We start from the raw sequence: 24,574 nt of genomic DNA, 5'->3' as shown, positions 1-24,574 counted from the left end.
ACATGCTGCGAATCCTCGCCTTCCTTCTCGTCGTTCTGGCCGCCGGCATCGGTTTTGCCTGGCTGGCCGACAATCCGGGAAGCGTCACCTTCGTCTGGCAGGGCCAGCAGGTGGCCACCAGCCTGATGGTCTTCCTCATCGGCCTCGGCGTCCTGATCTTCGCCGTGCTGCTCGTCGTCTGGCTGGTGCGGGCCTTCTTCAAGACGCCCGGCGCCATCGGCAACTGGTGGAGCACGAGCCGGCGCGACCGCGGCTACAAGGCCCTGTCGAGCGGCATCATCGCCGCCGGCGCCGGTGATGCCGTGCTTGCCCGCCGCATGACCAAGCGCAGCGACAAGCTGCTCGGCACGCGCCGCGAGCCGCTGATCCGCTTCCTCGACGCCCAGACGGCGATGATCGAGGGCGATCACGCCCGCGCCCGCTCGGCCTTCGAGCAGATGGAGCGCGACCCGGAGACCCGGCTTCTCGCCCTGCGCGGCCTGTTCCTCGAAGCCGAGCGCGTCGGCGACGAATCCGCCGCGCGCCATTATGCCGAGCGCGCCGTGCGGATTGCGCCGCATGTGCCCTGGGCCGGCGGCGCCGTCTTGGAATCGAAGTGCCTTGCCGGCGACTGGGACGGCGCGCTCGCCATCCTGGAAGCCCAGAAGAACACCCGGCTTGTCGATCGCGACGAATCCAAGCGGATGCGCGCCGTGCTTCTGACCGCCAAGGCGATGACGCTGTCGGAGCGCGATCCGGCGGGGGCCAAGACCGCCGGGCTGGAAGCGCAGAAGCTCGCGCCCGACCTGCCGCCTGCGGCCCTGGTCGCCGCCGAGGCGCTGTTCCGCCTGGGCGATCTGCGCCGCGGCTCGAAGGTGCTGGAGACCAGCTGGATCAGCCAGCCGCATCCCGACATCGCCGAGGCCTATGTGCATGCCCGACCGGGCGATTCGCCCGAGGACCGGCTGAAGCGGGCCCGCAAGCTGCACGGCCTGCACAGCGGCGCGGAAGCCGAGATGTGCCTGGCGCGGGCGGCGCTCGATGCCGGCGAATTCGATCTGGCCCGCAAATCCGCAATGGCTGCGGCCGATGCGGAGCCGCGCGAGAGCACCTATCTGCTGCTCGCCGATATCGAGGAAGCGCAGACCGGCGAAGTCGGCCGGGTGCGCGAGTGGCTTGGCCGCGCCATCCGCGCGCCGCGCGATCCGGCCTGGACGGCCGATGGCGTCGTGTCGCGCAACTGGGCGCCGATCTCGCCGGTCACCGGACGTCTCGACGCCTTCGAATGGAAGGTGCCGGTCGAGCGGATCGGCGATGGCGACGGTCCGATGATCGACGCGCATGATGGCGAGGCCGATCACGGTCCTTCAAAGACGATCGGTGCCGAGGCGAAAACGCCCGAGCCGGCGACACCGGCGGCCGTGCCTGCCGCAACGCCTGCGCCGGCCAAGCCGGCGGCGTCCGAACCGGCAAAGCCGGCCACGCCTCCCGCGGCGAATGGCGGCGGAACCGGCGGAGCGGCGACCCAGCCGGCCGCCACGGATGCGACGAAGCCGGCGGAACCGCGCAAGCCCGAGGCAGTTGACCCGCCGAAGGAAACCAAACCCGCGCCGACCAGCGAAGAGCGCAAGGAAGCGCGGTTCGGCTGACGGCTCTTGAGGCCGACGGCCGCTCACGGCGAGGAACGATGTTCGAAGCATTCCGCGATTTTCTGCGCAATATCGGGGCCGGGCCGGCGGAAAGCCGCAAGGACCCGGAAGACGATCTGCGCGTGGCGACGGCCGCACTCCTGTTCCACATCGTTCGGGCGGACGGCGTCGTGACCGATGACGAGCGCACCCGCCTGCACGATGTCCTGCGCGAGGAATTCGCGCTGGCGCCCGACGAGGTCGACAGGATCGTCGCGGCGGGGGACGAGGCCGACACGGAGGCGGTGGATCTCTATAATTTCACCTCGGTCCTGAAGAACCGGCTGGGCGAGGCCGAGCGCATCCGCTTCGTCGAGCTTTTGTGGGAAGTGACCTATGCCGACGGCTCGGTTCACGAGCTGGAAGACAATCTGATCTGGCGGGTCTCCGACCTGCTCGGCGTTTCGACGCGGGACCGGATGTTGATGAAGCGGGAGGCAGCGACGAGAAGCGGGGTCGCCGACTGATTTCATGGCCTACTACGACAACAGCATCAGTGACGGCGCCGATACGGTCGCGCAGGCCATCGCCCGGCATGCCTATACGCTGGAAACCGACGATCCCCGTCCGATCCTCGTCGTCCTGCACCAGGAAAGCTCGACGCCGGGGCGCGTCGGCCAGGTCTTCGACGCCCATGGCGTGCGCATGGACATCCGCCGGCCGGTGATGGGCGATGCCCTGCCGGAGACGCTGGACGATCATCGCGGGGCAGTGGTCTTCGGCGGCCCGCCCAGCGCCAACGATACCGACGCCCACCTCGTGCGCGAGATCGAATGGATGAAGGTGCCGCTGGCCGAAGAGCGTCCGTTTCTCGGCATCTGCCTCGGCGCGCAGATGCTCGCCAAGCATCTCGGCGCCGGCGTCGGCAGCCATCGCGACGGGCTGGCCGAGGTCGGCTTCTATCCGCTGAAGGCGACGCCGCAGGGTCGGGCGCTGCTGCCGCACTGGCCGGAGATGGTCTATCAGTGGCACCGTGAAGGCTTCGACCTGCCGTCGGGCGCGACGCTTCTGGCCGAGGGTGACTGGTATCCGAACCAGGCGTTCAGCTACGGTCCGAATGCCTATGGCGTGCAGTTCCATGCCGAGCTGACACTGGCGATGATGCATCGCTGGACGACCCGCGGCCATGCGCGGCTGACGCTGCCCGGCGCCCAGGGACGCCGCCAGCATTTCGACGGGCGAGCGATCTACGACGCGCCGGTCCGGCGCTGGCTGGAGGAATTCCTCGCCCGCATCTTCGGGGCGCATCCGAAGGGCTGATCCCGTCGCGGCGCACGGGGACCGGCGGTCGGTCGTTCGGCGCGGACGCACGGCTGTCCTGCTTGCATCTTTGCAAATGCTGCGACGTAGCGTAGCGATCGGCTGAAGGGCGCGGGCATCGCGTGGAAGGCTGCACGCCAGGCCGGACATTCGGTCCGCCATGCGTGCGGACGCTGGAGATGGCATGATCGAGAAGCGGCTGGTGTTCGTGTTTCCGGGCTTCGAACCGATGCCGATCACCGCGCATATGGACCGCTTCGCGCGCGCTGCGGCCCGGACGGCTGCGCTCTGGGACACCCGGCTCGCCATTGAGCCGACAGATCGCCGCGCCGAGACGGAAGCCGCGACCCATCGCGGCGTGCTGCGGGCCGAACTCACCGGCCACGGTTGGCGCACCCACACCGATCTCGTCTTCTGCGACTGGAGCGACCTCATCCTGGCCTATGCCGGGCGCTCGTCGCTTCGGCGGCTCTTCAGCGGGCTGGCCGGTCTCGGCGACTTTCTCGTCACCGGGACGGTGTTCCGCTATGCCCGGGTGAGCTGGCGCTATCTGTTCTTCTACCTGTTTCCGCTCGCCGTCCTGGCCGGAACGCTGTTCGGCGGCTGGATCATCGGTGGCCTCGTGGCGGCGCTTGCCCCGCTGCCGGGTCCTGCGGGCCTGCTCGTGGCCGTTCTGGCCGGTCTCGCGACGGCCTGGGCGCTCTTGCTCTACGCCAACCGCCGCCTGCACGTGCTGACCGCGATGGACGACTGGGCGATGGCCCGCGATTTCTGCCGCGACCGCAATCCGGCCATCACGCGCCGGATCGACGCCCATGCCGAGGCCATGCGCCACGCCGTGGCCGGGACGGAGGCGGACGAGATCGTGGTTGCCGCACACAGTCTGGGCGCCAGCCTGGCCGTCCTGGCGCTGGACCGGGCGCTTGCGGCGGGGCTCCGCCGCGACCGCCCGCTGCAGGTGCTGACCGTCGGCTCCAGCCTGATGAAGACCGCGCTGCACCCGGCGGCCGGTGCCCAGCGCCGGGCGGTGCGGGAGATCGTGGTGACCCATGCGGTGCCCTGGATCGACGTGCAGGGCCTGTCCGACCCGATTAATTTCTACAGATCCGACCCGGCCCGCTCGCTGGGCATCAGGGAGGGCGAGGCGCCCACGGTGGTGCGGATCCGCTTCAAGCGGCTGGTGACGACGGCCACCTACCGGCGCATCAAGCGCGATTTCTTTCGCCTGCACCGGCAATTCGTCCTCGCGGTCGAGCGGCGCAGCGCCTATTCCTTCCACATGCTTCTGCTCGGACCCCGCCCGCTGGTCGATTACGGCCGCCTCGAAACCGTCGACCTGCCGCCGTTGTCTCCACCGGCGACGGGCGAAGGAGCGCGGCCGTGACGCCGGCCCTCGTCGGATCGGTCGCCTGGGCGCTGATGGTCGCGGGCTGGTACGTGATCCGCTACCCGTTCGAGCGGCGGGCCAAGCGCGCCCGTGTCGAGCGCAGCCGCCGCGGTCCGGCGGAAACGCTGCGCATGGCGATCTCGCTGACGGGGCTCGGCATCCTGCCGGGCGTGTTCGTCGCCACCGGCTGGCCGGAATCCGCCACCTATGATCCGGCCTGGTGGCAGATCGCTCTGGGGCTCGGCGCCATGGCCGGCGCGCTCGTCCTCTTCCGCAAGACCCACAAAGCGCTCGGCAAGATGTGGTCGGTCTCGCTCGACATCCGCGAGAAGCACAGGCTGGTGACCTCGGGCATCTACCGGCGGGTGCGGCACCCCATGTATTCGGCCTTCTGGACCATGGCGCTGGCGCAGGCGCTGCTGGTTCCCAACTGGATCGCCGGGCCGGCGGGGCTGATCGGCTTCGGCATCCTCTTCGCGGCCCGGGTCGCGCCGGAGGAACGGATGATGGAAGAGGCCTTCGGCGACGAATATCGCGCCTACCGGGCGCGCACGGCACGGATCATTCCCGGCATCTTCTGACCCGGCCCTGATGCCCTGCGGAGCACGGGACGAACCGCAGGGTCAGCCGCGGCCGTCGTAGCTGAGTTCCGGCGCCGGCACTTCGGGCGCGGGCTCCGGCTCGGCCAGATGCGGACGCGTCCGATAGACCGCATAGGAGCCGATGGCGATCACCCCGAGGGCCGGGATGACGATCTGCGTGGCCAGCACCGGCTCGCCGATCGCCGCGCAGATCGCGCCGCCGACGAGGCCGGCTCCCATCTGGATGAAGCCCATCATCGCCGAGGCGGCGCCCGCCATGTGCGGGAATGGCGCCAGCGACGCCGTGGTCATGGCCGGCATGACGAAGGCGATGCCGAAGGCGTAGAGGCCGACCGGCACCATGATCGACAGATAGGACACCGGCAGAACCGCGATCGACAGGGCGATCGACAGAGCGCCGGCTCCGATGAAGCCGAGGCCGACCGGGACGAGGCGATAGGCGCTGGTGCGGGTCATCAGGTAGCGCATGGCCAGCGAGCCGGAGAAGAACATGCCGGACTGGCCGAGCATGCCGATGCCGTATTCGGTCGGCGTCAGCCCGGCGCGCTCGATCAGGACGAAGGGCAGGACCGTTGCGAGGGTGTAGAGCGCGCCGACCGAGCCGGCGACCGTGAGGCTCGTCGCCATGAAGTGGCGGTTGCTGATCAGCCGCCGGTAGGAATGCAGGATCGCCTTCGGCTGGATGCGGCTGGGATCGGGCACGACGGTCTCGCGCATGGCGCCGAGGGTGACGCCGATGACGATCAGGCCGAAGAACATCATCACCACGAAGATCGCGTACCAGCCGGCGAGCTCCAGCGTCAGGCCGCCGATGGTCGGGGAGACGGCGGGACCGAGCGCCAGGATGATGCCGATGGTGTTCATGATCCGCGAGGAGGTCTCGCCCTCGAACTGGTCGCGGACGATGGCGCGGGCGGTGGCGACGCCCACCGAGGCGCCGACACCCTGCAGGATGCGGGCGGCGATCAGCATCTCGACATTCGCCGCGGCCATGGCGAGGATTGCGCCGGCCAGGTACAGCACCATGAAGCCGAGCGTGGTGACGCGCCGTCCGAAGGCGTCGGACATCGGCCCGCAGACGAGCTGGGTCAGCGCGAAGCCGGCGAAATAGACCGCCAGCGACAGCTTGATCATCGATTCGGTGGTGTCGAACTCGGCGACCAGCGTCGGCATGGCCGGCGTGTAGAGCGCCATGGAGATCGGGCCGATCGCCACGAGGCAACCGCCGATGAGGCTCGTCCGGCGCTCCGACATGATGGGCGCGCGGGCAGTTTGTGCGGTCAAGGCGGCGGTCCGTGGTGAGTGGCTGTCCGGAAAGGGACGGCAACGCCGCGCGATGCACGCCGTTCCGTCCCGATCACCGCCATCTAGGGTCGACGCGTCGCCCTTGCCAGACGTAAGGGAGCCTTAGGCTGCGCCCTGTACCCGCATCTCCGCGACATCGGCGAGGGGCTCCGGCGCGTCGCGGTCGTCGCCGTCGCTCAGCGGCACGTTGGTCAGGTTCGCCCGCATCTTGCGCATGATGACGTCGACGGTCTTGCGCTCGTCCTCGGACAGGCCGCTGACGGTGCGCTCATAGACCGCGAGGGCGACGGGCCGGGCTTCCTCGAACACCCGCTCGGCGGAGCTGGTCGGCGCGATGACCTTGGCGCGGCGGTCGTTGGGGTCGACCGAGCGGCTGATCAGGCCGCGCGCCTCGAGCCGGTCGAGATAGGCCGACAGGGTCATCGGTTCGACGCCCATCCGCTCGGCCAGAACCGCCTGACGCGAGCCGCTGTAGCGGCCGACATAGGCGAGCGCCCTGATCTCGCCCGGGGTCAGTTCCATTCCCGCGTCGATGACCGCTTTCTCGAAAGCCTGCCGATACAGCCGCCCGAGGTCCACGATAACAAAGCCAAGGGCGTTGCCCGGTAGAAGTTGCGACATTGGTTGCGGCCCTTGTTTCACGTTTTCCGGTGAGCCGTCCCGGCTCTGAATGACATTACTCGCTCAATGCCGGGGTGAAGGATTTCACCCTGTCGGCGCGACCAGAATAGCACGATGGTCTTTCATCTGAACCCTGTCCGCATCATCTACACGTGGAACACGCGCATGGCAGAGGCGGATAAAGGCAGACAGATGAACGATTTGCACCACGCAGTCCCGCTCGACGATAACCATCCTGACGCATTAGCCAGCGAAGTACCTGACTTCGATCAATTCCGTCCCGAAGATTTTCCGGACGCGTTTCGCGCCGCCATGAGCGAGCATCTGTCTGAAATCACGGCGATCGCCGAGAACACGGCGCCTGCCGATTTCGACAATACGATCGCTGCCCTGGAGCGCGCCGGCCGGAAGCTGGAGGAGGTGGCGCGGATCTTCTTCACCCTTGCCGGTGCCCATACGAACCCGGCATTGCAGGGGGTCGAGCGCGACGTTTCGCCGCTTCTCTCGCGTCATTCGTCGCAAATCACTCTCAATGCTGCGCTTTTCGCCCGTATCGATGCGGTCCATGCCGATCGCGATGCAGCGGCGACTTTGACGCCGGAAGACCGGCGGCTTCTCGACCGGATCCATGCGGGCTTCGTGCGCAGCGGCGCGCGGCTCGAAGGGGCCGATCGCGAGCGGCTGGCCGAGATCGACGCCGAACTCTCCTCGCTCGGCACCCGCTTCTCCCAGAACATTCTGGCCGACGAACACAATTGGGTGATGAGCCTCGAAAAAGACGATCTGGCCGGTCTTCCGGACGATCTGATCTCGACCATGGCCGGGGTTGCCGCCGATCGCGGGCTCGAGAACTCCGCCGTCACCCTGTCGCGCTCGGTGGTCGTGCCGTTCCTCTCCTACTCGACACGGCGCGACCTGCGCGAAAAAGCCTTCCGCGCCTGGACGAGCCGCGGCGAGAATGAGGGCGCGTCGGACAACCGGCAGATCATGGCCGACATTCTCCGGCTGCGGGCCGAGAAGGCGCGGCTGCTCGGCTTCGACAGCTTCGCCGCCTACAAGCTGGACGACACGATGGCCAAGACGCCGGTGGCCGTGCGCACGCTGCTCGAAGAGGTCTGGGAGCATGCCAAGACACGCGCGGCCGACGATGCGGCGGCGCTGCGCCAGCTGGCCGGCGAGCGCGGCGACAATCATCCGCTGGAGCCCTGGGACTGGCGCTATTACGCCGAGCAGCGGCGGCAGCGGGAGTTCGCCATCGACGAGAGCGAGCTGAAGCCGTATTTCGAGCTCGACCGGATGATCACGGCCGCCTTCGACGTGGCCGGCCGGTTGTTCGGCCTCTCCTTCACGCCCTTGCCCGAGGCGAAGGCCTGGCACCCGGATGTGCGGGTCTGGGCGGTCGCCGACCGCGACGGCCGGCCGCGCGGGCTCTTCCTCGGTGATTATTTCGCCCGCCAGTCGAAGCGGTCCGGCGCCTGGATGAGCGCGTTGCGCAGCCAGCACAAGCTCGATGGCGGGCAGCTGCCGATCATCTACAATGTCTGCAATTTCGCCAAGCCGAGCGCCGGCCAGCCGGCGCTGCTGTCGCTCGACGACGCCCGCACGCTGTTTCACGAATTCGGCCATGCCCTGCACGGGCTCCTGTCCGACGTGACCTGGCCGTCGCTGTCCGGCACGTCGGTGGCCCGCGATTTCGTCGAGCTGCCCTCGCAGCTCTACGAGCACTGGCTCACCGTTCCTTCCGTGCTTGCGGAGCATGCGCGGCATGTGCGGACCGGCGAGCCGCTGCCGAAGCCGTTGCTCGACAAGATGCTGGCCGCGAAAAGCTTCGACGCGGGCTTCGACACCGTCGAATACACCGCCTCGGCGCTGATCGATCTCGGCCTCCACGAATTGCGCGAGGTGCCGGACCAGCCGCTGGCCGCCGAGCGGGCCATGCTGGAAGAGCTGGGCATGCCGCGCGAGATCGTCATGCGTCACCGCTCGCCGCACTTCGCCCATATCTTCTCGGGCGACGGCTATTCGGCCGGCTATTATTCCTACATGTGGTCGGAGGTGCTCGACGCCGACGCCTTCGAGGCGTTCGAGGAGGCCGGCGATCCGTTCGATCCCGAGACGGCCGGGCGGCTCCTGGAGCATGTCTATTCGGCCGGCAATTCGCAGGACGCAGCGGACCTCTACACCGCCTTCCGGGGCCGCATGCCGACCTCCGGGGCGCTGTTGCGCAAGCGCGGCTTCGTGACCGGCTGAGGCCAGGGCCGTTCCTTGCTGCGGCGGGCCGGAATTTCGCTGGCGCCGCCGCAGTTTGGAACGACTCGAAAGTTTCGCAGGGCTGCAATCGCCCTGCCACGCAAGCTGGCGATGGTGCGGGCCTCTTTCTGCTGGAGGTTCCCCGATGTCTGCGAAACGCTTTCCCCTGTCCCGCCGCCGCTTCCTCGCCTCGTCGGGGGCGGCGGCGCTCGTCGCCGGTTCCGGCCTTGCCATGCCGGCGATCAGCCGTGCGGCCAGCCGCCCGGCCTTCACCCACGGCGTCCAGACCGGCGACGTGGACGCCACCTCCGGCATGGTGTGGACGCGGGCCGACCGGCCGTCGCGCATCGATTTCGAATGGGCGACGACCGAGAGTTTTGCCGATGCGAAGAAGCTGCACAGCCTGACGACGCTGCCGGAATCCGACTTCACCGCCAAGCGGCTGATCGCCGGGCTGCCATCGGACCAGGAGATCTTCTGGTGTGCCGTCGCCACCGATCTCGGCGACGTCAACGGCGTCTCCGAGCCCATCGTCGGGCGCTTCCGCACGGCGCCGGCGTCGCGCCGCTCGATCCGCTTTGCCTGGTCCGGCGACACGGTCGGGCAGGGCTGGGGCATCGACGAGAGCCGCGGCGGCATGAAGGCCTACGCCACCATGGCAAAGCACGAGCCGGACTTCTTCCTGCATTCGGGCGACACGATCTACGCCGACGGCCCGCTGAAGGAGAGCGTGGAACTTGCCGACGGCAGCGTCTGGAAGAACCTTCTCATCCCGGAGAAGGAAAAGGTCGCCGAGACGCTGGACGAGTATCGCGGCCAGTGGAAGTACAATCTCATGGACAAGAACGTCCAGGCGATGAATGCGCGCGTCCCGACCTTCTTCCAGTGGGACGACCACGAGGTCATCAACAACTGGTCCTCGGCCAAGGACCTGACTGCCGACGACCGCTATGCGGTCAAGGACATCGCCCTCCTGGCCGCTCGCAGCGCGCGCGCCTTCCATGAGATGACGCCCATCGGCTACGTCGCCGAGGAGCCCGGCCGGGTCTATCGCAAGATCGCCTATGGCCCGCTGCTCGACGTGTTCTTCCTCGACCTGCGCTCCTATCGCGGCGGCAACACCGAGGGGCTGGAAACCGAGGCGTCCGAGGCGACGCAGATGATGGGCGCCGAGCAGATCGCCTGGCTGAAGCGGGAGCTGGCCAAGTCAGACGCCACCTGGAAGGTGATCGCCTCCGACATGCCGATCGGCCTCGTCGTCTGGGACAATGTCGGCGACAGGAAGCTCGTCGAGGCGGTGTCCAACAATGATGGCGGCGCGCCGAAGGGCCGCGAGATGGAATTCGCCGACCTCCTGCGCTTCATCAAGTCGGCCGGCATTGCCAACACGGTCTGGCTCACCGCCGATGTCCACTACACGGCGGCCCATCACTACAGCCCGGATCGCGCCGCCTTCCAGGATTTCGACCCCTTCTGGGAGTTCGTGTCGGGCCCGATCCATGCCGGTACCTTCGGCCCCAACGATCTCGACAAGACCTTCGGGCCGGAGGTGCGGTTCGTGAAGGCGCCGACCGAGGAGCAGGGCGCCAACCTGCCGCCGTCCATGGGCCTGCAGTTCTTCGGCCTCGTCGAGATCGACGGCGACAGCGAGCAGATGACGGTCCGGCTGATGGATGCCGACGACACGGAGCTCTGGACGACGACGCTCGACCCCGTCCGGCGCGGGTGACGCAGCGGCGGGACAGACAGGCCGGCCGGCTGAGCCACGTGCTTCAGCCGGTCGCCCGGTTCCTGGTCGGCGGGCGCGGATGCCGTGACGGATCAGCTGTCCTTGATGGTCCGGTCCGGCCAGCGGCCCGCCGCGGCCGGCCCGACGAAGCGGCCGGTGATCGCGCTGCGATGCGCGCCGTGGGTCGAGCCGCCGCCCCTGGTCTCGCTGATCGTCGTGTGGGGGTGCGTCTCGGCGTAGCGCTTGGTCACGTATTGACCGGACCCGGCATTCCGAAAGGTTTTTCCGCTGTCAGTCGTCATGGTGTCATCCTTCCGCAGGACTGCGAATCGAACTCCAGCGGGCAAATGGTTCGTCCTTTGTTCCGTTGTGTCAAGTCCGGTTGTGGCATGTATCGCGCCGGGTTGTTGTGTCCGGGGCGCAGAATGACTATGTGGGTTGCTCGTTCGGTCGCGTTCGCCCCGTCTTCCGTGAAGAGGACGGGCGGGTCGCGCCGCATAAACACGCCTCCACCTTTCGCACCCGCACAAATTGCTGTATGGGAGCGTGGAATTCGCGCCGGGTGGACCATTGATGGTCCCGCCGCGGCCTTAACTCGTTTCCGGTGACACTTATGAAGCTCCGCAACATCGCGATCATCGCGCATGTCGATCATGGCAAAACCACACTCGTCGACAAGCTCCTGGCGCAGTCGGGATCGTTCCGCGAGAACCAGCGCACCGAAGACCGCGCGATGGACTCCAACGACCTGGAGAAGGAGCGGGGCATCACCATCCTGGCCAAGGCGACTTCGGTCGAGTGGAAGGATACCCGCATCAACATCGTCGACACCCCGGGCCATGCCGATTTCGGCGGCGAGGTGGAGCGTATCCTGAACATGGTGGACGGCGCCGTGATCCTGGTCGACGCGTCGGAAGGCCCGATGCCGCAGACCAAGTTCGTGCTCGGCAAGGCGCTGAAGGTCGGCCTGAAGCCGATCGTGGCGATCAACAAGATCGACCGCGCCGACGAGCGCCATCAGGAAGTCCTCAACGAGATCTTCGACCTGTTCGTCTCGCTCGACGCGACCGAAGAGCAGCTCGACTTCCCGATCCTCTACGGTTCGGGCCGTGGCGGCTGGATGGCCGAGGAGCCGGAAGGCCCGCAGGACCAGGGCCTGACCCCGCTGTTCGACCTGATCCTGAAGCATGTTCCGGAGCCGGACACGGCCGGCAAGGACGAGCCGTTCAAGATGATCGGCACCATCCTCGAAGCCAACCCGTTCCTCGGACGCCTGATCACCGGCCGCATCCAGTCCGGCTCGATCAAGCCGAACCAGGCGGTCAAGGTGCTGCATGGCGACGGCAAGCTGCTGGAAAGCGGCCGCATCTCCAAGATCCTCGCCTTCCGCGGCCTCGAGCGCGTGCCGCTGGAATTCGCCGAAGCCGGTGACATCGTCGCCATTGCGGGCCTGTCCAAGGGCACCGTGGCCGACACCTTCTGCGACCCGCAGGTCAACGAGCCGCTGCACGCCCAGCCGATCGATCCGCCGACGGTGACGATGTCCTTCATCGTCAACGATTCGCCGCTCGCCGGTACCGAGGGCGACAAGGTGACCAGCCGCGTCATCCGCGACCGCCTGTTGAAGGAAGCCGAGGGCAACGTCGCGCTGAAGATCGAGGAAGCCGCCGACAAGGATTCCTTCTACGTCTCCGGCCGCGGCGAGCTGCAGCTGGCCGTGCTGATCGAGACCATGCGCCGCGAAGGCTTCGAGATCGGCATCTCGCGTCCTCGCGTCGTCATGAAGGAAGACGAGAACGGCCAGACGCTCGAGCCGATCGAAGAGGTCGTCATCGACGTCGACGAGGAGCATTCCGGCGTCGTCGTGCAGAAGATGTCCGAGCGCAAGGCCGAGATGATCGAGCTGCGTCCGTCGGGCGGCGATCGTCAGCGCCTCGTCTTCCATGCCCCGACCCGCGGCCTCATCGGCTACCAGTCGGAGCTCCTGACCGACACGCGCGGCACCGCGATCATGAACCGGCTGTTCCACAGCTACGCCCCGTTCAAGGGTGAGCTGCCGGGACGCAACACCGGCGTCCTGATCTCCAACGACACCGGCGAGAGCGTGGCCTTCGCCATGTTCAACCTGGAAGACCGCGGCCCGATGGTCATCGACGCCGGCGTCAAGGTCTATGCCGGCATGATCATCGGCATCCACACCCGCGAGAACGATCTGGAAGTGAACGTTCTGAAGGGCAAGAAGCTGACCAACATGCGCGCGTCGGGCAAGGACGAGGCGATCAAGCTGACGCCGCCGATCCGCATGACGCTCGACCGGGCGCTGTCGTGGATCCAGGACGACGAGCTCGTCGAGGTGACGCCGAAGACGATCCGTCTGCGCAAGATCTATCTCGACTCCAACGAGCGCAAGCGCTTCGACAAGAGCCGCAAGGCGGCCTGATCCGCCGCACGGCATTCGCCGGACACATCAAGGGCCGCGCATTCCATCCGGGATGCGCGGCCCTTTTCGTTTGCGGGGCGGGTGGCGGGCCGCGGCTATTCCGCGGCGTGTTGCATGAGGGCGCTCCCCTCGACCGCGGCATCCCGGTACCAGCCTTGCGCGGCCGCGACGCCCGAACCCGGCTCGATCTTCGCGCCGGCATCGGCCAGCGCCATTTCCGCAACGCTCAGCGCCGTCAGGCACATCGCCGGGTTGAGATCGCCGAGATGGCCGATGCGGAACACCTTGCCGGAGAGCTGGGCCAGCCCGCCGCCGAGCGAGGTGTCGTAACGCTCATAGGCGGTGCGGATCACCGCATTCGCATCGACGCCCTCGGGAACGCGGATCGCCGACACGGTGTCGGAATGCCATTGCGGCGCCACGGCCTGCAGCTTCAGGCCCCAGGCGGCGACGCCCCGCCGCACCCCCTCGGCCAGCCGGTGATGACGGGCGAAGACGTTTTCCAACCCCTCCTCGAAGAGCATGTCCAGCGCCACCCGCAGCCCGTGGAAGAATTGCGTCGGCGGGGTATAGGGAAAGAAGCCGTTGGCGTTCTGGGTGATCATGTCGGCGAAGGCGAAATAGGTGCGCTCCATCTTCGGCCGGTTGTCGCGAGCCGCCGCCAGCGCCTTTTCGGAGACGGCCAGGAAGGACAGGCCGGCCGGCAGCATGAAGCCCTTCTGCGACCCCGCGACGGCGAGATCGACGCCCCATTCGTCCTGCCGGAAGTCGATCGAGGCGATGGACGAGACGCCGTCCACGAAGATCAATGCCGGGTGCTGGTGGGCATCGAGCAACCGCCGGACGCCGGCGACATCCGAGGTCACGCCGGTCGCGGTCTCGTTGTGGGTGACGAAGACGGCGCGGATCGTATGGGCCCGGTCCGCCGCAATCGCGCGTTCATAGGCATCGAGCGGCACGCCGGTGCCCCATTCCACGTCGATGGCCTCGACATCGAGCCCGAGCCTTTGGGCCATGTCGACCCACAGATGCGAGAACTGGCCGAAGCGCGACATCAGCACCTTGTCGCCGCGCGCCAGGGTGTTCTGGATGGCCGCTTCCCAGGCCCCGGTGCCGGAGGAGGGATACATGAAGACGCGTCCCTCGCGCATCTTGAAGACACGCTTCAGATCTTGGAAGAGGGGCAGAGACAAGGCCGGAAAATCAGGCGCCCGCTGGTCTTCCATCGGCACGTTCATGGCCCGCCGGACGCGCTCCGGGACATTGGTGGGGCCGGGAATGTAGAGATGCCGGATACCGTGCTTCATGCGATCCTCCCAGACGCGCAGCCGCGCGAACGGGTGCCGCGAGGCCAGTTGGGGCAGACCTTAATCCGCCGAGCCGGTAAGGCGGAGTTTCAAATTCTGATCCGGGCCTTAGAAAAACTGACGGCCATCGTCGGTGGCCGTCGCGAGTGGACAGTGCCGGGCGGCGCCCGACATGGCGGCGAAGACGAAACGGGGATGTGATGCGATGGGACTGATTTCCGGCCTGATGGGCCTTTCCAGCGATGCGGACGCGACGGCGATTGAGGCCGATCTGGCGCCGATCCTGTTGCCCGGAGAGGGTGTCGAACTCGCCTTCCAGATCGTGCGGGATCTCCTGGTGTTCACCGATCTGCGCCTGATCATGGTCGACAAGCAGGGCATGACCGGCCGCAAGCGGCACATCCAGTCGGTGCCCTATCGGTCGATCACCATGTTCGCCATCGAGACCGCAGGCAGCTTCGATACGGATTCGGAAATGACGCTCTGGGTGTCCGGCCAGTCGCCGATCACACGGCCATTGTCGCGGCGTGCCGATATCGCCGGCATCCAGCGGGCGCTGGCGCAGGGCGTGCTGGCGCCCCGATAGACGCGCCTTCGATCCGACCTTCCAGCAAAAACCGGGGGATAGCCGCTTGCTGTGTCCCCGCTCGGACTCCCGGACGACTACAGTCGCCGCGAATCGCCGGACGGTGCCGGCGAACCAAGACGGATCGTTCGATGTGGGTTATGGTTAAGCTTCCATGAAGACGCTTGCCGCCGAAATCCGTCTGGCCGAACCGCACGATGCCGCCGCCCTGTCCGCGGTGCATGCCACGTCGTGGCGCGGCGCCTATGGCGGGCTGATCCCGCATGGCAGCCTCGAAAAGATGATCGGCCGGCGCAACGACGACTGGTGGGACACGGCGATCCGCAGCGGGGCGGCGATCCTGGTGGCCGAGTTCTCCGGCGCGCCGATCGGCTACGCCACGCTGGGCCGCAACCGTACCGAGGCGTTGCGCGCCGACGGCGAAATCTACGAGCTGTATCTGCGGCCCGAATATCAGGGGCTCGGCTTCGGCAAGCGCCTGTTCGAAGCCGCCGCCGCGCTGTTGCGCGAGCGCGGCCTGAAGGGGCTGGTGGTCTGGGCGCTGGCCGAGAACGACCGGGCGATCGAGTTCTACGGGCGCCTCGGCGGACGCGACATCGCCGAAGGCAGCGAATGCTTCGACACGCGCAAGGTCGCCAAGATCGCCTTCCTCTGGAACTGACGTCCGCAGCCGGCCGGCGCGTGCCTGGCCGAAGGGGCGGACAGCCTGCGCAGCCGCGTGTTGCGCGGGTTCGCCGGAGCGGCTAGAGCGTCTTCGGGGAAACCGGGCCACCAACGCGATCATCCCTGCCATGGATCGCTCTCGCGTCCTTCAAGGACATGCGAGGCGGGTCGCCCGTTCGGATCGACAGGCCACATCTGGAAGGACACATCATGCGCATCGACGCGATCGCCCGCGGCAAGAACCCGCCGGAAGACATCAACGTCATCATCGAGGTGCCGCTGGGCGGCCATCCGATCAAGTACGAGATGGACAAGGACGCCGGCTGCCTGGTCGTCGACCGCTTCCTCTACACGCCGATGACCTATCCGGGGAATTACGGCTTCGTGCCGCACACCCTGTCCGACGACGGCGATCCGATCGACGTCCTGATCTGCAACACCCGGCCGCTGTTTCCCGGCTGCGTGATCAATTGCCGCCCGATCGGCGTGCTGGTCATGGAAGACAACAGCGGCGAGGACGAGAAGATCATCGCCGTGCCGTCGCCGCACATCACGCGGCGTTTCGAGAACGTTCGCGAATATGGCGACCTGCCGGAAATCACGCTGCTGCAGATCGCCCACTTCTTCGAGCACTACAAGGATCTGGAGCCCGGCAAGTGGGTCAAGATCGGCGACTGGGGCGACAGCGTCAAGGCGCGGTCGCTGATCACCGCGGCGGTCGAGCGGGCCGAGAACGCCAAGGGCTGACCGGACCGGTCCACAGACAGCATTCAGATACGGGCGTGGCGGGCAACCGCCGCGCCCGTTCTGCATTCGGCCGTCCGGACGAGGAGGGGGCGGCGGCAGCGTAACACGGAAGATATTGACGGACTGATGACTGCGTCATGCGCAGAATGCACACGAGACGTGCAGCAAAACGCACTACTTTTGTGCAGTGCGATCTCTTACTTGATGGCTATCGAAAACCCCAAACCCTGGAATCAGGATCCCATGTTTCGCCGTCTAACAACCCGCCTCAACACCTACCGCAACCATCGTAACCAGATCCGCCAGCTGGAAATGATGGACGACCGCGAGCTCGCCGACATCGGCGTCGGCCGGTCGCAGATCACTCAGGCCGTCCGCTTCGGCCGTCTCTGAGCCTTGAGGCCGCGGCGCAGGACGCCGCGATCGGGCATCGATCCGCTCTGCCCCACATGAATGCATGCCACGCCGCCTTCGACTGAGTTCGGGCGGCGTTTTGGTGTCTGGAGGTCAGTTCAGGGCGTTGAGCGCCGTCGCGAGGCGCCCGGCGTCGCCGGTGAGGCGCAGGGTCTTCACCCGCGACGTGTGGCCGGCGACCAGCGTCACCGCCGATTTCGGAACGCCGATCGTCTTGGCAAGGAGCTTGAGAAGCGCGGCATTGGCCTTGCCGTCCTCGGGCACGGCCCGCACCCGCGCCTTCAGGAAGGCGCGTCCCGCCGCATCCGTCACGCTGCCCTCGATCCGGTCAGCGGCTGATTTCGGCGTCAGGCGGAGATCGACGAGAACGGCATCCTCGCCGTCAGGCCGCCAGAAGCGCGCGTCGGTCACCGGACCGGGCGGAGCAATCGCTCAGATGCCGGCGCTGTAGATCGCCGGATTGATGTAGACCGCGATCAGATACTGCAGGAACATGATGGCGAACAGGACGACCAGCGGCGACAGGTCGATGCCGCCGAGATCCGGCAGGACCCGGCGGATGCGCCGATAGACCGGCTCGGTCATCTGCCACAGGAAGCGGCCGACGGAGTCGACGAAGGGATTGCCGGGATTGACGATGTTGAAGGCATAGAGCCACGACAACACGGCCGACGCGATCACGATCCACCAGTACAGATTGAGTGCCTGATAGAGGACGTAGGTGACTGCAAGCATCAAATCGGGCCCTTTGCGATAACGGTTTCGGATGTAGCCATCGCCTTGCCGATACGCAAGCCGCGCCCGCTTCGCCGCATGTGCGACCGGCCCGGTTCGGTCACGCCGCGGCCGCCATGCAAGGGGCGTTGACAGGGCCGGCGCCGCGGCACTAAATGCCGGTCGAAATGGTGGACGGGGCTGTAGCTCAGTTGGGAGAGCGCGTCGTTCGCAATGACGAGGTCAGCGGTTCGATCCCGCTCAGCTCCACCAGCCATCATTTCCTTCCAGGACATCGCGCAGTCATGGTCCGCCTTGCCCGGTTGGTGCGGGCCGGATCGTTGCAGGTGCGTGGGTGACACAGGACAGTGAGACCGCTTCCGCCGCGCCGGGCGATCCGGACGCGAGCGCCATTCCGGTCGAGGATCGCTTCGCCGCCTTCCGCAATCCGCGGTTCCTGCGCTACTGGCTGTCGCGCTTCTTCTCCACCTTCGCCATCCAGATCGTCGTCGTCTCGGTCGGCTGGCAGATCTACGACCTGACCCGCAATCCGCTGGATCTGGGGATCGTCGGCCTCTGCCAGTTCCTGCCGGCGCTCGTCCTGGTGCTGGTCACCGGGGCTGCCGCCGACCGCTATTCGCGGCGGATGATCATGGCGGTGGCGATCCTCGTCGAGGCGCTCGGCGCCCTCGGGCTGCTGCTCCTAACCTGGCACGGCCTCGCCACGCCCTATCCGGTTTTCGCGATCCTTGTCGGCTTCGGCATCGCCCGCGCTTTCTTCGGCCCGGCCTCGCAATCGCTGGTGGTCAATCTGGTCACCAAGCGGGAGCTCGCCAACGCGATTGCCTGGAACTCTTCCTCCTGGCAGATCGCGGCGATTGTCGGCCCGGTTGCCGGCGGGCTGCTCTACGGCGTGTCGCCCGTCGCCGCCTACGGCACCGGCCTGACGCTGTTCGTCGCGGCTGCGGTGCTCGTCCTGTCGATCACGGCACCCAGCCAGAAGCGCTCCAGCGAGCCGGCGAGCTTCGAGACCATCGTCGCGGGCTTTCGCTTCATCTGGTCGGAGAAGGTGGTGCTCGGCGCGATCTCGCTCGACCTCTTCGCCGTGCTGCTCGGCGGCGCCGTGGCGCTGATGCCCGTCTATGCACGGGACGTCCTGCATGTCGGCCCCTGGGGGCTCGGGCTCCTGCGCGCAGCGCCCGGCATCGGCGCGGTGTCGATGGCGGTGTGGCTCGCGGCCCACCCGATCAAGACCCATGCCGGCGTCAAGATGTTCGTCTTCGTCGGCCTGTTCGGCGCCTTTACCGCATTGTTCGGCATGGCCGCCGTGCCGTGGCTCGCCATCGTCGCGCTGATCTTCATGGGCGCGTCGGACATGATCAGCGTCTATATCCGCGAGACGATCATGCAGCTCTGGACGCCGGACGAGGTTCGCGGCCGGGTCAACGCCGTCAACATGGTCTTCATCGGCGCCTCCAACGAGCTCGGCGAGTTCCGCGCCGGGGTGATGGCCTTCTGGATCGGCGCCGTGCCGGCGGTGGTGCTCGGGGGCCTGGCGACGGTCGGCGTCGCCGGGCTGTGGTCGTGGATGTTCCCGGATCTGCGCAAGGCCCAGCACCTGGCCGGCCGCGACTGAGGCGGGGCCGGCCTGCGCTCAGCCGATCTCGGCGAGGATGGTGCGCACGTCGCCGAGTCTGTCCACCTGCCGGAAGCGCGGCGCGTTCTTCGGCTGCTCGGCATGTTCCAGCGCCCAGGTCAGCTCATGCGGGATATGGACGCCGAAGCTGCCCGCCGCCAGCGCCGGCAGCACATCCGACTTCAGCGAATTGCCGACCATCATGGCGCGGGCCGGCCCGTCGCCATGGCGGGCGAACAGCCGCTCATAGGTCGCCGCCGTCTTGTCGCTGACGATCTCCACCGCGTCGAAATGGTCGCCCAGCCCGGAAGCCGCGAGTTTGCGCTCCTGGTCGAACAGGTCGCCCTTGGTGATCAGCACCAGCCGGTAGCTGCCGGCAAGCGCGGCAAGGGTCTCCTGCGCTTCGGGCAGGGCTTCGACCGGGTGCTCCAGCATTTCGCGGCCGGCATCGAGGATCTGCCGGACGATGGCCGGCGAGGCAGTGTCGCCCGTGACGTCCAGCGCGGTCTCGATCATCGACAGGACGAAGCCCTTGATGCCGAAACCGTAGTGGCCGAGATTGCGGCGCTCGGCCTCCAGGAGCCGGCTGGAGACCAGGTCCGCGTCGGCATGATCAGCCAGCATCTCGCGGAACCGGGCCTCGGTCAGCTGGAAGAACCGCTCATTGTGCCAGAGCGTGTCGTCGGCATCGAAGCCGATCGTGGTGAGGGCGGGCATCGGGCGCACTCCGCATCCGTGACGCGCAATCTCTAGCGGTTCGCCGCCGGCGCTGCAAAGCGCCCCGGCGGCGAACCGCCCGTCCGAAGCCCGTGACTGCCTATTCGGCGGCGTCGCGGCGCGCGCCGATCTCCTGCATCACACCGGCGGCGATCTCGAAGGACCGCTTGCGGGCCGCGTGATCGTGGATCTGGCCGGTCAGGATCACCTCGTCCGGGCGGTAGGTGTCGATCAGCGCCGACAGGCTGGCGGCGACACTGGCCGGCGAGCCCGTGGCCGAGACCGACAGCGCCTGGTCGACCATGGATTTCGCCATCGGGTCGACGCGGGCCTCGAAATCCTCGACCGGCCGCGGCAGCGGGCCGGGCATGCCGGTGCGCAGGTTCACGAAGGCCTGCTGCATCGATGATTTCAGCACCCGGCCTTCCTCGTCGCTGTCGGCGGCGAAGACGTTGATCGCCAGCATGAAATGCGGCTCGGGCCAGCGCTCCGACGGCCTGTAGCTGTCGCGATAGACCTCGACGGCCTGGGCGAGCGCACCCGGCGCGAAATGCGAGGCGAAGGCATAGGGCAGGCCGAGATGGGCGGCGAGCTGGGCGCCGTAGAGGCTGGAGCCGAGGATCCACACCGGCACGCGGGTGCCTTCGCCGGGCACCGCGCGAATGCGCTGGTTCGGCTCGGCCTCCTCGAAATAGACCATCAGCTCCATCACGTCCTGGGGGAAGTTGTCGGAGTTGTCGAGGCTGCGGCGCAGCGCCCGCGCGGTCATCTGGTCGGTGCCCGGCGCGCGGCCGAGGCCGAGATCGACGCGGCCCGGATAGAGCGTCGCCAGCGTGCCGAACTGTTCTGCGATCACCAGCGGGGCATGGTTGGGCAGCATGACGCCGCCGGCGCCGACACGGATGGTCTGCGTCTGGCCGGCCACATAGCCGAGCGCCACGGCCGTCGCGGCGCTGGCGATGCCGGTCATGTTGTGATGCTCGGCCATCCAGTAGCGCGTGTAGCCGAGCGCCTCGGCGTGGCGCGCCAGATCACCGGAATTGTGCAGGGCGTCGGCGGCGGTCCCACCCTCGGGGATCGGCGACAGGTCGAGGACGGAATAGGGGATCATCGCTTGGCACCTTTCGGGATCAGACTTTCGTCTATCTGGGGATCGGAAGAGGCCGGGAAAAGCCGGTCTGAACAGTCAATCGTCAGGACGACGAACAATCCCTCTTGCTTTCTGTCCAGCCGAGGGAAATTAGCAGCCAAGTCACTCACCCTTCGGAGGAAACGGGAATGGGGCAGGGAGTTCTCTTCGGCCTGGCATTGCTGCCGGTCGCGATCGTGTTCGTCTTGCTCGTCGTCATGCGGCGATCGGCCAAGCTTGCCATGCTGGTGGCCTATGCGGCCACGGCGATCATCGCGCTCACCGTCTGGGGGCAGGATCTCGGCACGGTCGCCGGCGCCACGGTCAACGGTCTCGTCACCGCGCTGACGCTGCTCTTCATCATCTTCGGCGCCATTCTCGTCCTGCAGACCGTGCATGAAAGCGGCGCCATCCGCGCCATCCGCCGCGGCTTCACCGATCTGTCACCCGACCGCCGCATCCAGGCGATCATCATTGCCTGGCTGTTCGGCTCGATGATCGAGGGCGCCTCCGGCTTCGGCACCCCGGCGGCGGTCGCAGCACCTCTGTTGGTGGCGATCGGCTTCCCGGCCATGGCCGCCGTGCTGGTGACGCTGATCATCCAGTCGACGCCGGTCTCATTCGGCGCGGTCGGCACGCCAATGCTCGTCGGCATCAACACCGGCCTGTCGGGCAATGACGGCGTCTTGCAGACCATCTCGCCGCTGCCGCTCATCGACTATGTCTATGCCATCGCCGCCAATGTCGCGATGGTCCACGCTCTGGTCGGCTTCGTCATCCCCCTGATCATGGTCGGTATGCTGACCCGCTTCTTCGGCGCCAACCGCTCCTTTATCGAGGGCTTCCGGGTCTGGAAGTTCGCACTCTTCGCCGGCATCGCCTTCACCGTCCCCTATTATCTGGTGGCGTGGCTGCTCGGGCCGGAGTTTCCGTCGCTGGTCGGCGGCCTGATCGGCCTCCTGATCGTCGTGCCGGCGGCGCGCCGCGGCTTCCTGTTGCCGAAGGACCGGTTCGAGTTCCCGGCGCGGCAGGGCTGGAACGACCACTGGTTCGGCACGCTGAAGGCCGCCGAGGCGGAAGAGGTGGCGGCGGGCCATGCCAGCGGCCGGCAGATCTCGCTCATGCGGGCCTGGTCGCCCTATCTGATCATCGCGGTGCTCCTGGTGCTGACCCGTGTCATCGCGCCGCTCAAGGCGGCCCTGACTTCGCCAAGCGCGACGCTCGCCTTCAACGATCTCTTCGGCTCGGGCATCAACGCCACGGCGCAGTTGCTCTATTCGCCGGGCGCGGTGCTGATCATCGCCTCGCTGCTGGCGGTGTTCATCTTCGGCATGAGCGGCAAGGCCTATGCAAGGGCCTGGGCCGGCTCGGCCCGCACCATGGTCGCCGCGGCGCCGGCGCTGCTCCTGGCGGTGCCGATGGTGCAGGTGTTCCTGAACACCGGTCGCGGCCCGCTGGAATCGATGCCGCTGGTGCTGGCCGAGGGCGTCTCCAGCGTGGTCGGCAGCGCCTGGCCGCTCTTCGCGCCGCTGATCGGGGCGCTCGGCGCCTTCATCGCCGGCTCGAACACCGTGTCGAACATGATGTTCTCGCTGTTCCAGTTCTCGGCCGCCGAACAGATCGGCCTCGGCGCGGCCGGGGCGATGATCGTGGTCACGCTGCAGGCCGTGGGCGGGGCCGCCGGCAACATGATCTGCGTCCACAATGTCGTCGCGGCATCGGCGGTGGTGGGCCTGACCGACCGCGAGGGCGAGGTGATCCGCATGACGCTGATCCCCATGGCCTATTACGTCGTGCAGGCCGGCCTGATCGGCATGGGGCTGATCTATGGCGGCATCTGGCTGATCCTGGCGGTCGTCTGGCTGGCGATCGTCCTGACCGCCATGGCCTTCAACCGCAGCCGGCGCCCGGTCGCCGCGCAGGAGCCGGCGCCCGCCCGATAGGCGCACGGTTCCGGCAAACGAAAGGCCCGGCGGAGCGATCCGCCGGGCCTTTGTCATTCGCGTCCGCTGCCGGCGCGGGGCGCCGGCCAAAGAGCCTAGCGGCCGTCGCGCTTGGCGAGCGTGCGCAGGCGCAGGGCGTTCAGCTTGATGAAGCCGGCGGCGTCCTTCTGGTCGTAGGCGCCGTGATCGTCCTCGAAGGTGACCAGCGCGTCGGAATAGAGCGACTTCTCGCTCTCGCGGCCCTCGACGATGACATTGCCCTTGTAGAGCTTCAGCCGCACCGTGCCCTCGACATGGCGCTGGCTGTGGTCGATCGCGGCCTGCAGCATCTCGCGCTCGGGCGAGAACCAGAAGCCGTTGTAGATCAGCTCGGCATAGCGCGGCATCAGCTCGTCCTTCAGGTGCATGGCACCGCGGTCGAGGGTGATGGATTCCATGGCGCGGTGGGCGGCGAGCAGGATGGTGCCGCCCGGCGTCTCGTAGATGCCGCGCGACTTCATGCCGACGAAGCGGTTCTCGACGAGGTCGAGGCGGCCGATGCCATTGTCGCGGCCCAGATCGTTCAGCGCCGCCAGAAGCTCGTGCGGCTTCATCGCCTTGCCGTCGATGGAGACCGGATCGCCGTTCTTGAAGCCGACGGTGATGATCGTCGCCTGGTCCGGCGCGTCCTCGGGGCTGACGGTGCGCATGAAGACGTAGGGCGGCGCCGATTCCGCCGGATCTTCCAGCACCTTGCCCTCGGAGGAGGAGTGCAGCAGGTTGGCGTCGACCGAGAAGGGCGCCTCGCCGCGCTTGTCCTTGGTGACGGTGATCTGGTTCTTCTCGGCGAAATCGAGGAGATCGGTGCGCGACTTGAACTCCCAGTCGCGCCACGGCGCGATGACCTTGATGTCGGGGGCCAGCGCATAGGCCGACAGCTCGAAGCGCACCTGGTCGTTGCCCTTGCCGGTGGCGCCATGGGCGATGGCGTCGGCGCCGGTCTCGCGGGCGATCTCCACCAGCCGCTTGGAGATCAGCGGCCGGGCGATCGACGTGCCCAGAAGGTAGGTGCCTTCGTAGACCGCGTTGGCGCGGAACATCGGGAAGACGAAGTCGCGGCAGAATTCCTCGCGCACGTCCTCGATGTAGATCTCCTTGATCCCCATCATCTCGGCCTTCTTGCGGGCCGGTTCCAGCTCCTCGCCCTGGCCGAGATCGGCGGTGAAGGTGACGACCTCCGCGCCGTATTCGGTCTGCAGCCATTTCAGGATGATCGAGGTGTCGAGGCCGCCCGAATAGGCGAGGACGACCTTCTTGATGTCGCGATGCTGTGCCATGGGTTCTTCCGTCTTGCCGTTTGCATGGGCTCTAGCGCAAAGCGGGCCGCGAGGGAAACCGGGCGTCGCACGGGCAGGACCGGTGCGGGCGGAAATCGGGTGGCGTTCGGCCCGTAGCGGGCCTAGGTTCGGCGCCGTCCG

24 protein-coding genes and 1 tRNA gene are annotated in these 24,574 nt (G+C 67.4%); 16 read left to right on the top strand and 9 right to left on the bottom strand.

The genetic code is table 11. The features are described from left to right. Window positions 1-2: 2 nt before the first annotated feature. From J3367_RS14145 to J3367_RS14125, 5 genes are all read left to right on the top strand, one after another. Window positions 3-1,628, top strand: coding sequence for a heme biosynthesis protein HemY (locus J3367_RS14145; protein WP_421461420.1), 1,626 nt, complete (start codon window positions 3-5; stop codon window positions 1,626-1,628). Between the two features lie 38 nt (window positions 1,629-1,666). Further along, entirely contained in the window at window positions 1,667-2,134 is a 468-nt protein-coding gene (locus J3367_RS14140) for a TerB family tellurite resistance protein (protein WP_024351916.1), read from the top strand. A 4-nt stretch (window positions 2,135-2,138) separates the two neighbouring features. Next, on the top strand, window positions 2,139-2,927 hold the full coding sequence (locus J3367_RS14135) for a glutamine amidotransferase (RefSeq protein WP_155898552.1): 789 nt from the start codon (window positions 2,139-2,141) through the stop codon (window positions 2,925-2,927). A gap of 184 nt (window positions 2,928-3,111) precedes the next feature. Further along, a complete protein-coding gene (locus J3367_RS14130; protein ID WP_024351914.1) occupies window positions 3,112-4,311 on the top strand; it encodes a lipase family protein in 1,200 nt (399 codons plus the stop codon). Continuing rightward, window positions 4,308-4,895 carry a protein-S-isoprenylcysteine O-methyltransferase gene (locus J3367_RS14125; RefSeq protein WP_024351913.1) on the top strand — a complete coding sequence of 196 codons (588 nt, stop codon included), beginning with the start codon at window positions 4,308-4,310 and terminating at the stop codon, window positions 4,893-4,895. The genes J3367_RS14130 and J3367_RS14125 overlap by 4 nt, the downstream gene beginning before the upstream one ends. 42 nt (window positions 4,896-4,937) lie before the next feature. Here the strand turns inward: J3367_RS14125 and J3367_RS14120 are convergent, their stop codons facing one another. Both J3367_RS14120 and J3367_RS14115 read right to left on the bottom strand, forming a co-directional pair. Continuing rightward, window positions 4,938-6,170, bottom strand: a complete 1,233-nt coding sequence (locus J3367_RS14120) for a multidrug effflux MFS transporter (RefSeq protein WP_024351912.1) — start codon at window positions 6,168-6,170, stop codon at window positions 4,938-4,940. 153 nt (window positions 6,171-6,323) lie between these two features. Further along, entirely contained in the window at window positions 6,324-6,743 is a 420-nt protein-coding gene (locus J3367_RS14115; RefSeq protein ID WP_230788167.1) for a MarR family winged helix-turn-helix transcriptional regulator, read from the bottom strand. 291 nt (window positions 6,744-7,034) lie between these two features. Here J3367_RS14115 and J3367_RS14110 point away from each other — a divergent pair, with 291 nt between their 5' ends. Together J3367_RS14110 and J3367_RS14105 are read left to right on the top strand one after the other, a co-directional pair. Then, window positions 7,035-9,092 (top strand): M3 family metallopeptidase, encoded by a 2,058-nt coding sequence (locus tag J3367_RS14110; protein ID WP_421461416.1) that lies wholly within the window; start codon window positions 7,035-7,037, stop codon window positions 9,090-9,092. 145 nt (window positions 9,093-9,237) lie between these two features. Further along, window positions 9,238-10,821 (top strand): alkaline phosphatase D family protein, encoded by a 1,584-nt coding sequence (locus J3367_RS14105; protein WP_024351909.1) that lies wholly within the window; start codon window positions 9,238-9,240, stop codon window positions 10,819-10,821. 92 nt (window positions 10,822-10,913) lie between these two features. Here J3367_RS14105 and J3367_RS14100 read toward each other — a convergent pair whose 3' ends face one another. After that, the gene (locus tag J3367_RS14100) at window positions 10,914-11,123 is read right to left on the bottom strand and encodes a hypothetical protein (protein ID WP_024351908.1); all 210 of its coding nucleotides are present in this window, start codon (window positions 11,121-11,123) and stop codon (window positions 10,914-10,916) included. A gap of 311 nt (window positions 11,124-11,434) precedes the next feature. Here J3367_RS14100 and typA point away from each other — a divergent pair, with 311 nt between their 5' ends. Beyond that, entirely contained in the window at window positions 11,435-13,261 is a 1,827-nt protein-coding gene (typA, locus tag J3367_RS14095) for a translational GTPase TypA (RefSeq protein ID WP_024351907.1), read from the top strand. Window positions 13,262-13,356: 95 nt separating this feature from the next. Here typA and J3367_RS14090 read toward each other — a convergent pair whose 3' ends face one another. Beyond that, window positions 13,357-14,568 carry an aminotransferase class V-fold PLP-dependent enzyme gene (locus tag J3367_RS14090; protein ID WP_024351906.1) on the bottom strand — a complete coding sequence of 404 codons (1,212 nt, stop codon included), beginning with the start codon at window positions 14,566-14,568 and terminating at the stop codon, window positions 13,357-13,359. Between J3367_RS14090 and J3367_RS14085 the strand changes: the two genes are divergently transcribed. The 5 genes from J3367_RS14085 to J3367_RS14065 all read left to right on the top strand — a co-directional run bounded on the left by J3367_RS14085 (window position 14,548) and on the right by J3367_RS14065 (window position 16,957). Beyond that, window positions 14,548-14,769 (top strand): hypothetical protein, encoded by a 222-nt coding sequence (locus J3367_RS14085; protein WP_155898550.1) that lies wholly within the window; start codon window positions 14,548-14,550, stop codon window positions 14,767-14,769. The genes J3367_RS14090 and J3367_RS14085 overlap by 21 nt on opposite strands. Window positions 14,770-14,773: 4 nt before the next feature. Next, the gene (locus J3367_RS14080) at window positions 14,774-15,154 is read left to right on the top strand and encodes a PH domain-containing protein (protein WP_024351905.1); all 381 of its coding nucleotides are present in this window, start codon (window positions 14,774-14,776) and stop codon (window positions 15,152-15,154) included. 154 nt (window positions 15,155-15,308) lie between these two features. After that, window positions 15,309-15,815 (top strand): GNAT family N-acetyltransferase, encoded by a 507-nt coding sequence (locus J3367_RS14075; protein WP_024351904.1) that lies wholly within the window; start codon window positions 15,309-15,311, stop codon window positions 15,813-15,815. A gap of 212 nt (window positions 15,816-16,027) precedes the next feature. Further along, a complete protein-coding gene (gene ppa / locus J3367_RS14070) occupies window positions 16,028-16,564 on the top strand; it encodes an inorganic diphosphatase (RefSeq protein ID WP_024351903.1) in 537 nt (178 codons plus the stop codon). A 243-nt stretch (window positions 16,565-16,807) separates the two neighbouring features. Beyond that, window positions 16,808-16,957, top strand: coding sequence for a DUF1127 domain-containing protein (locus J3367_RS14065; RefSeq protein ID WP_155898549.1), 150 nt, complete (start codon window positions 16,808-16,810; stop codon window positions 16,955-16,957). A gap of 114 nt (window positions 16,958-17,071) precedes the next feature. Here J3367_RS14065 and J3367_RS14060 read toward each other — a convergent pair whose 3' ends face one another. Both J3367_RS14060 and J3367_RS14055 read right to left on the bottom strand, forming a co-directional pair. Continuing rightward, entirely contained in the window at window positions 17,072-17,389 is a 318-nt protein-coding gene (locus J3367_RS14060; RefSeq protein WP_024351902.1) for a DUF167 family protein, read from the bottom strand. A 21-nt stretch (window positions 17,390-17,410) separates the two neighbouring features. Further along, a complete protein-coding gene (locus tag J3367_RS14055) occupies window positions 17,411-17,713 on the bottom strand; it encodes a YggT family protein (protein WP_009207892.1) in 303 nt (100 codons plus the stop codon). Window positions 17,714-17,889: 176 nt separating this feature from the next. On the opposite strand from J3367_RS14055, the gene J3367_RS14050 reads away from it, so the two are divergent. Next, a tRNA-Ala gene (locus tag J3367_RS14050) sits at window positions 17,890-17,965 on the top strand. A 139-nt stretch (window positions 17,966-18,104) separates the two neighbouring features. Next, entirely contained in the window at window positions 18,105-19,328 is a 1,224-nt protein-coding gene (locus tag J3367_RS14045) for an MFS transporter (RefSeq protein WP_029703653.1), read from the top strand. Between the two features lie 18 nt (window positions 19,329-19,346). Here the strand turns inward: J3367_RS14045 and J3367_RS14040 are convergent, their stop codons facing one another. Then, window positions 19,347-20,045 (bottom strand): HAD family hydrolase, encoded by a 699-nt coding sequence (locus J3367_RS14040; RefSeq protein ID WP_029703651.1) that lies wholly within the window; start codon window positions 20,043-20,045, stop codon window positions 19,347-19,349. Between the two features lie 100 nt (window positions 20,046-20,145). Continuing rightward, a complete protein-coding gene (locus J3367_RS14035) occupies window positions 20,146-21,156 on the bottom strand; it encodes an LLM class flavin-dependent oxidoreductase (protein ID WP_024351899.1) in 1,011 nt (336 codons plus the stop codon). A 167-nt stretch (window positions 21,157-21,323) separates the two neighbouring features. Here J3367_RS14035 and J3367_RS14030 point away from each other — a divergent pair, with 167 nt between their 5' ends. Further along, entirely contained in the window at window positions 21,324-23,117 is a 1,794-nt protein-coding gene (locus tag J3367_RS14030; protein ID WP_024351898.1) for an L-lactate permease, read from the top strand. A 95-nt stretch (window positions 23,118-23,212) separates the two neighbouring features. Here J3367_RS14030 and J3367_RS14025 read toward each other — a convergent pair whose 3' ends face one another. Continuing rightward, the gene (locus J3367_RS14025; RefSeq protein WP_024351897.1) at window positions 23,213-24,433 is read right to left on the bottom strand and encodes an argininosuccinate synthase; all 1,221 of its coding nucleotides are present in this window, start codon (window positions 24,431-24,433) and stop codon (window positions 23,213-23,215) included. Between the last annotated feature and the right edge of the window lie 141 nt (window positions 24,434-24,574).

This window comes from Aurantimonas sp. NFXS3 (assembly GCF_049132005.1).
Taxonomy (GTDB): domain Bacteria; phylum Pseudomonadota; class Alphaproteobacteria; order Rhizobiales; family Rhizobiaceae; genus Aurantimonas; species Aurantimonas coralicida.
The sequence above is the reverse complement of the archived record's forward strand: the minus strand, read 5'-3'. Positions and strand labels throughout refer to the sequence as shown.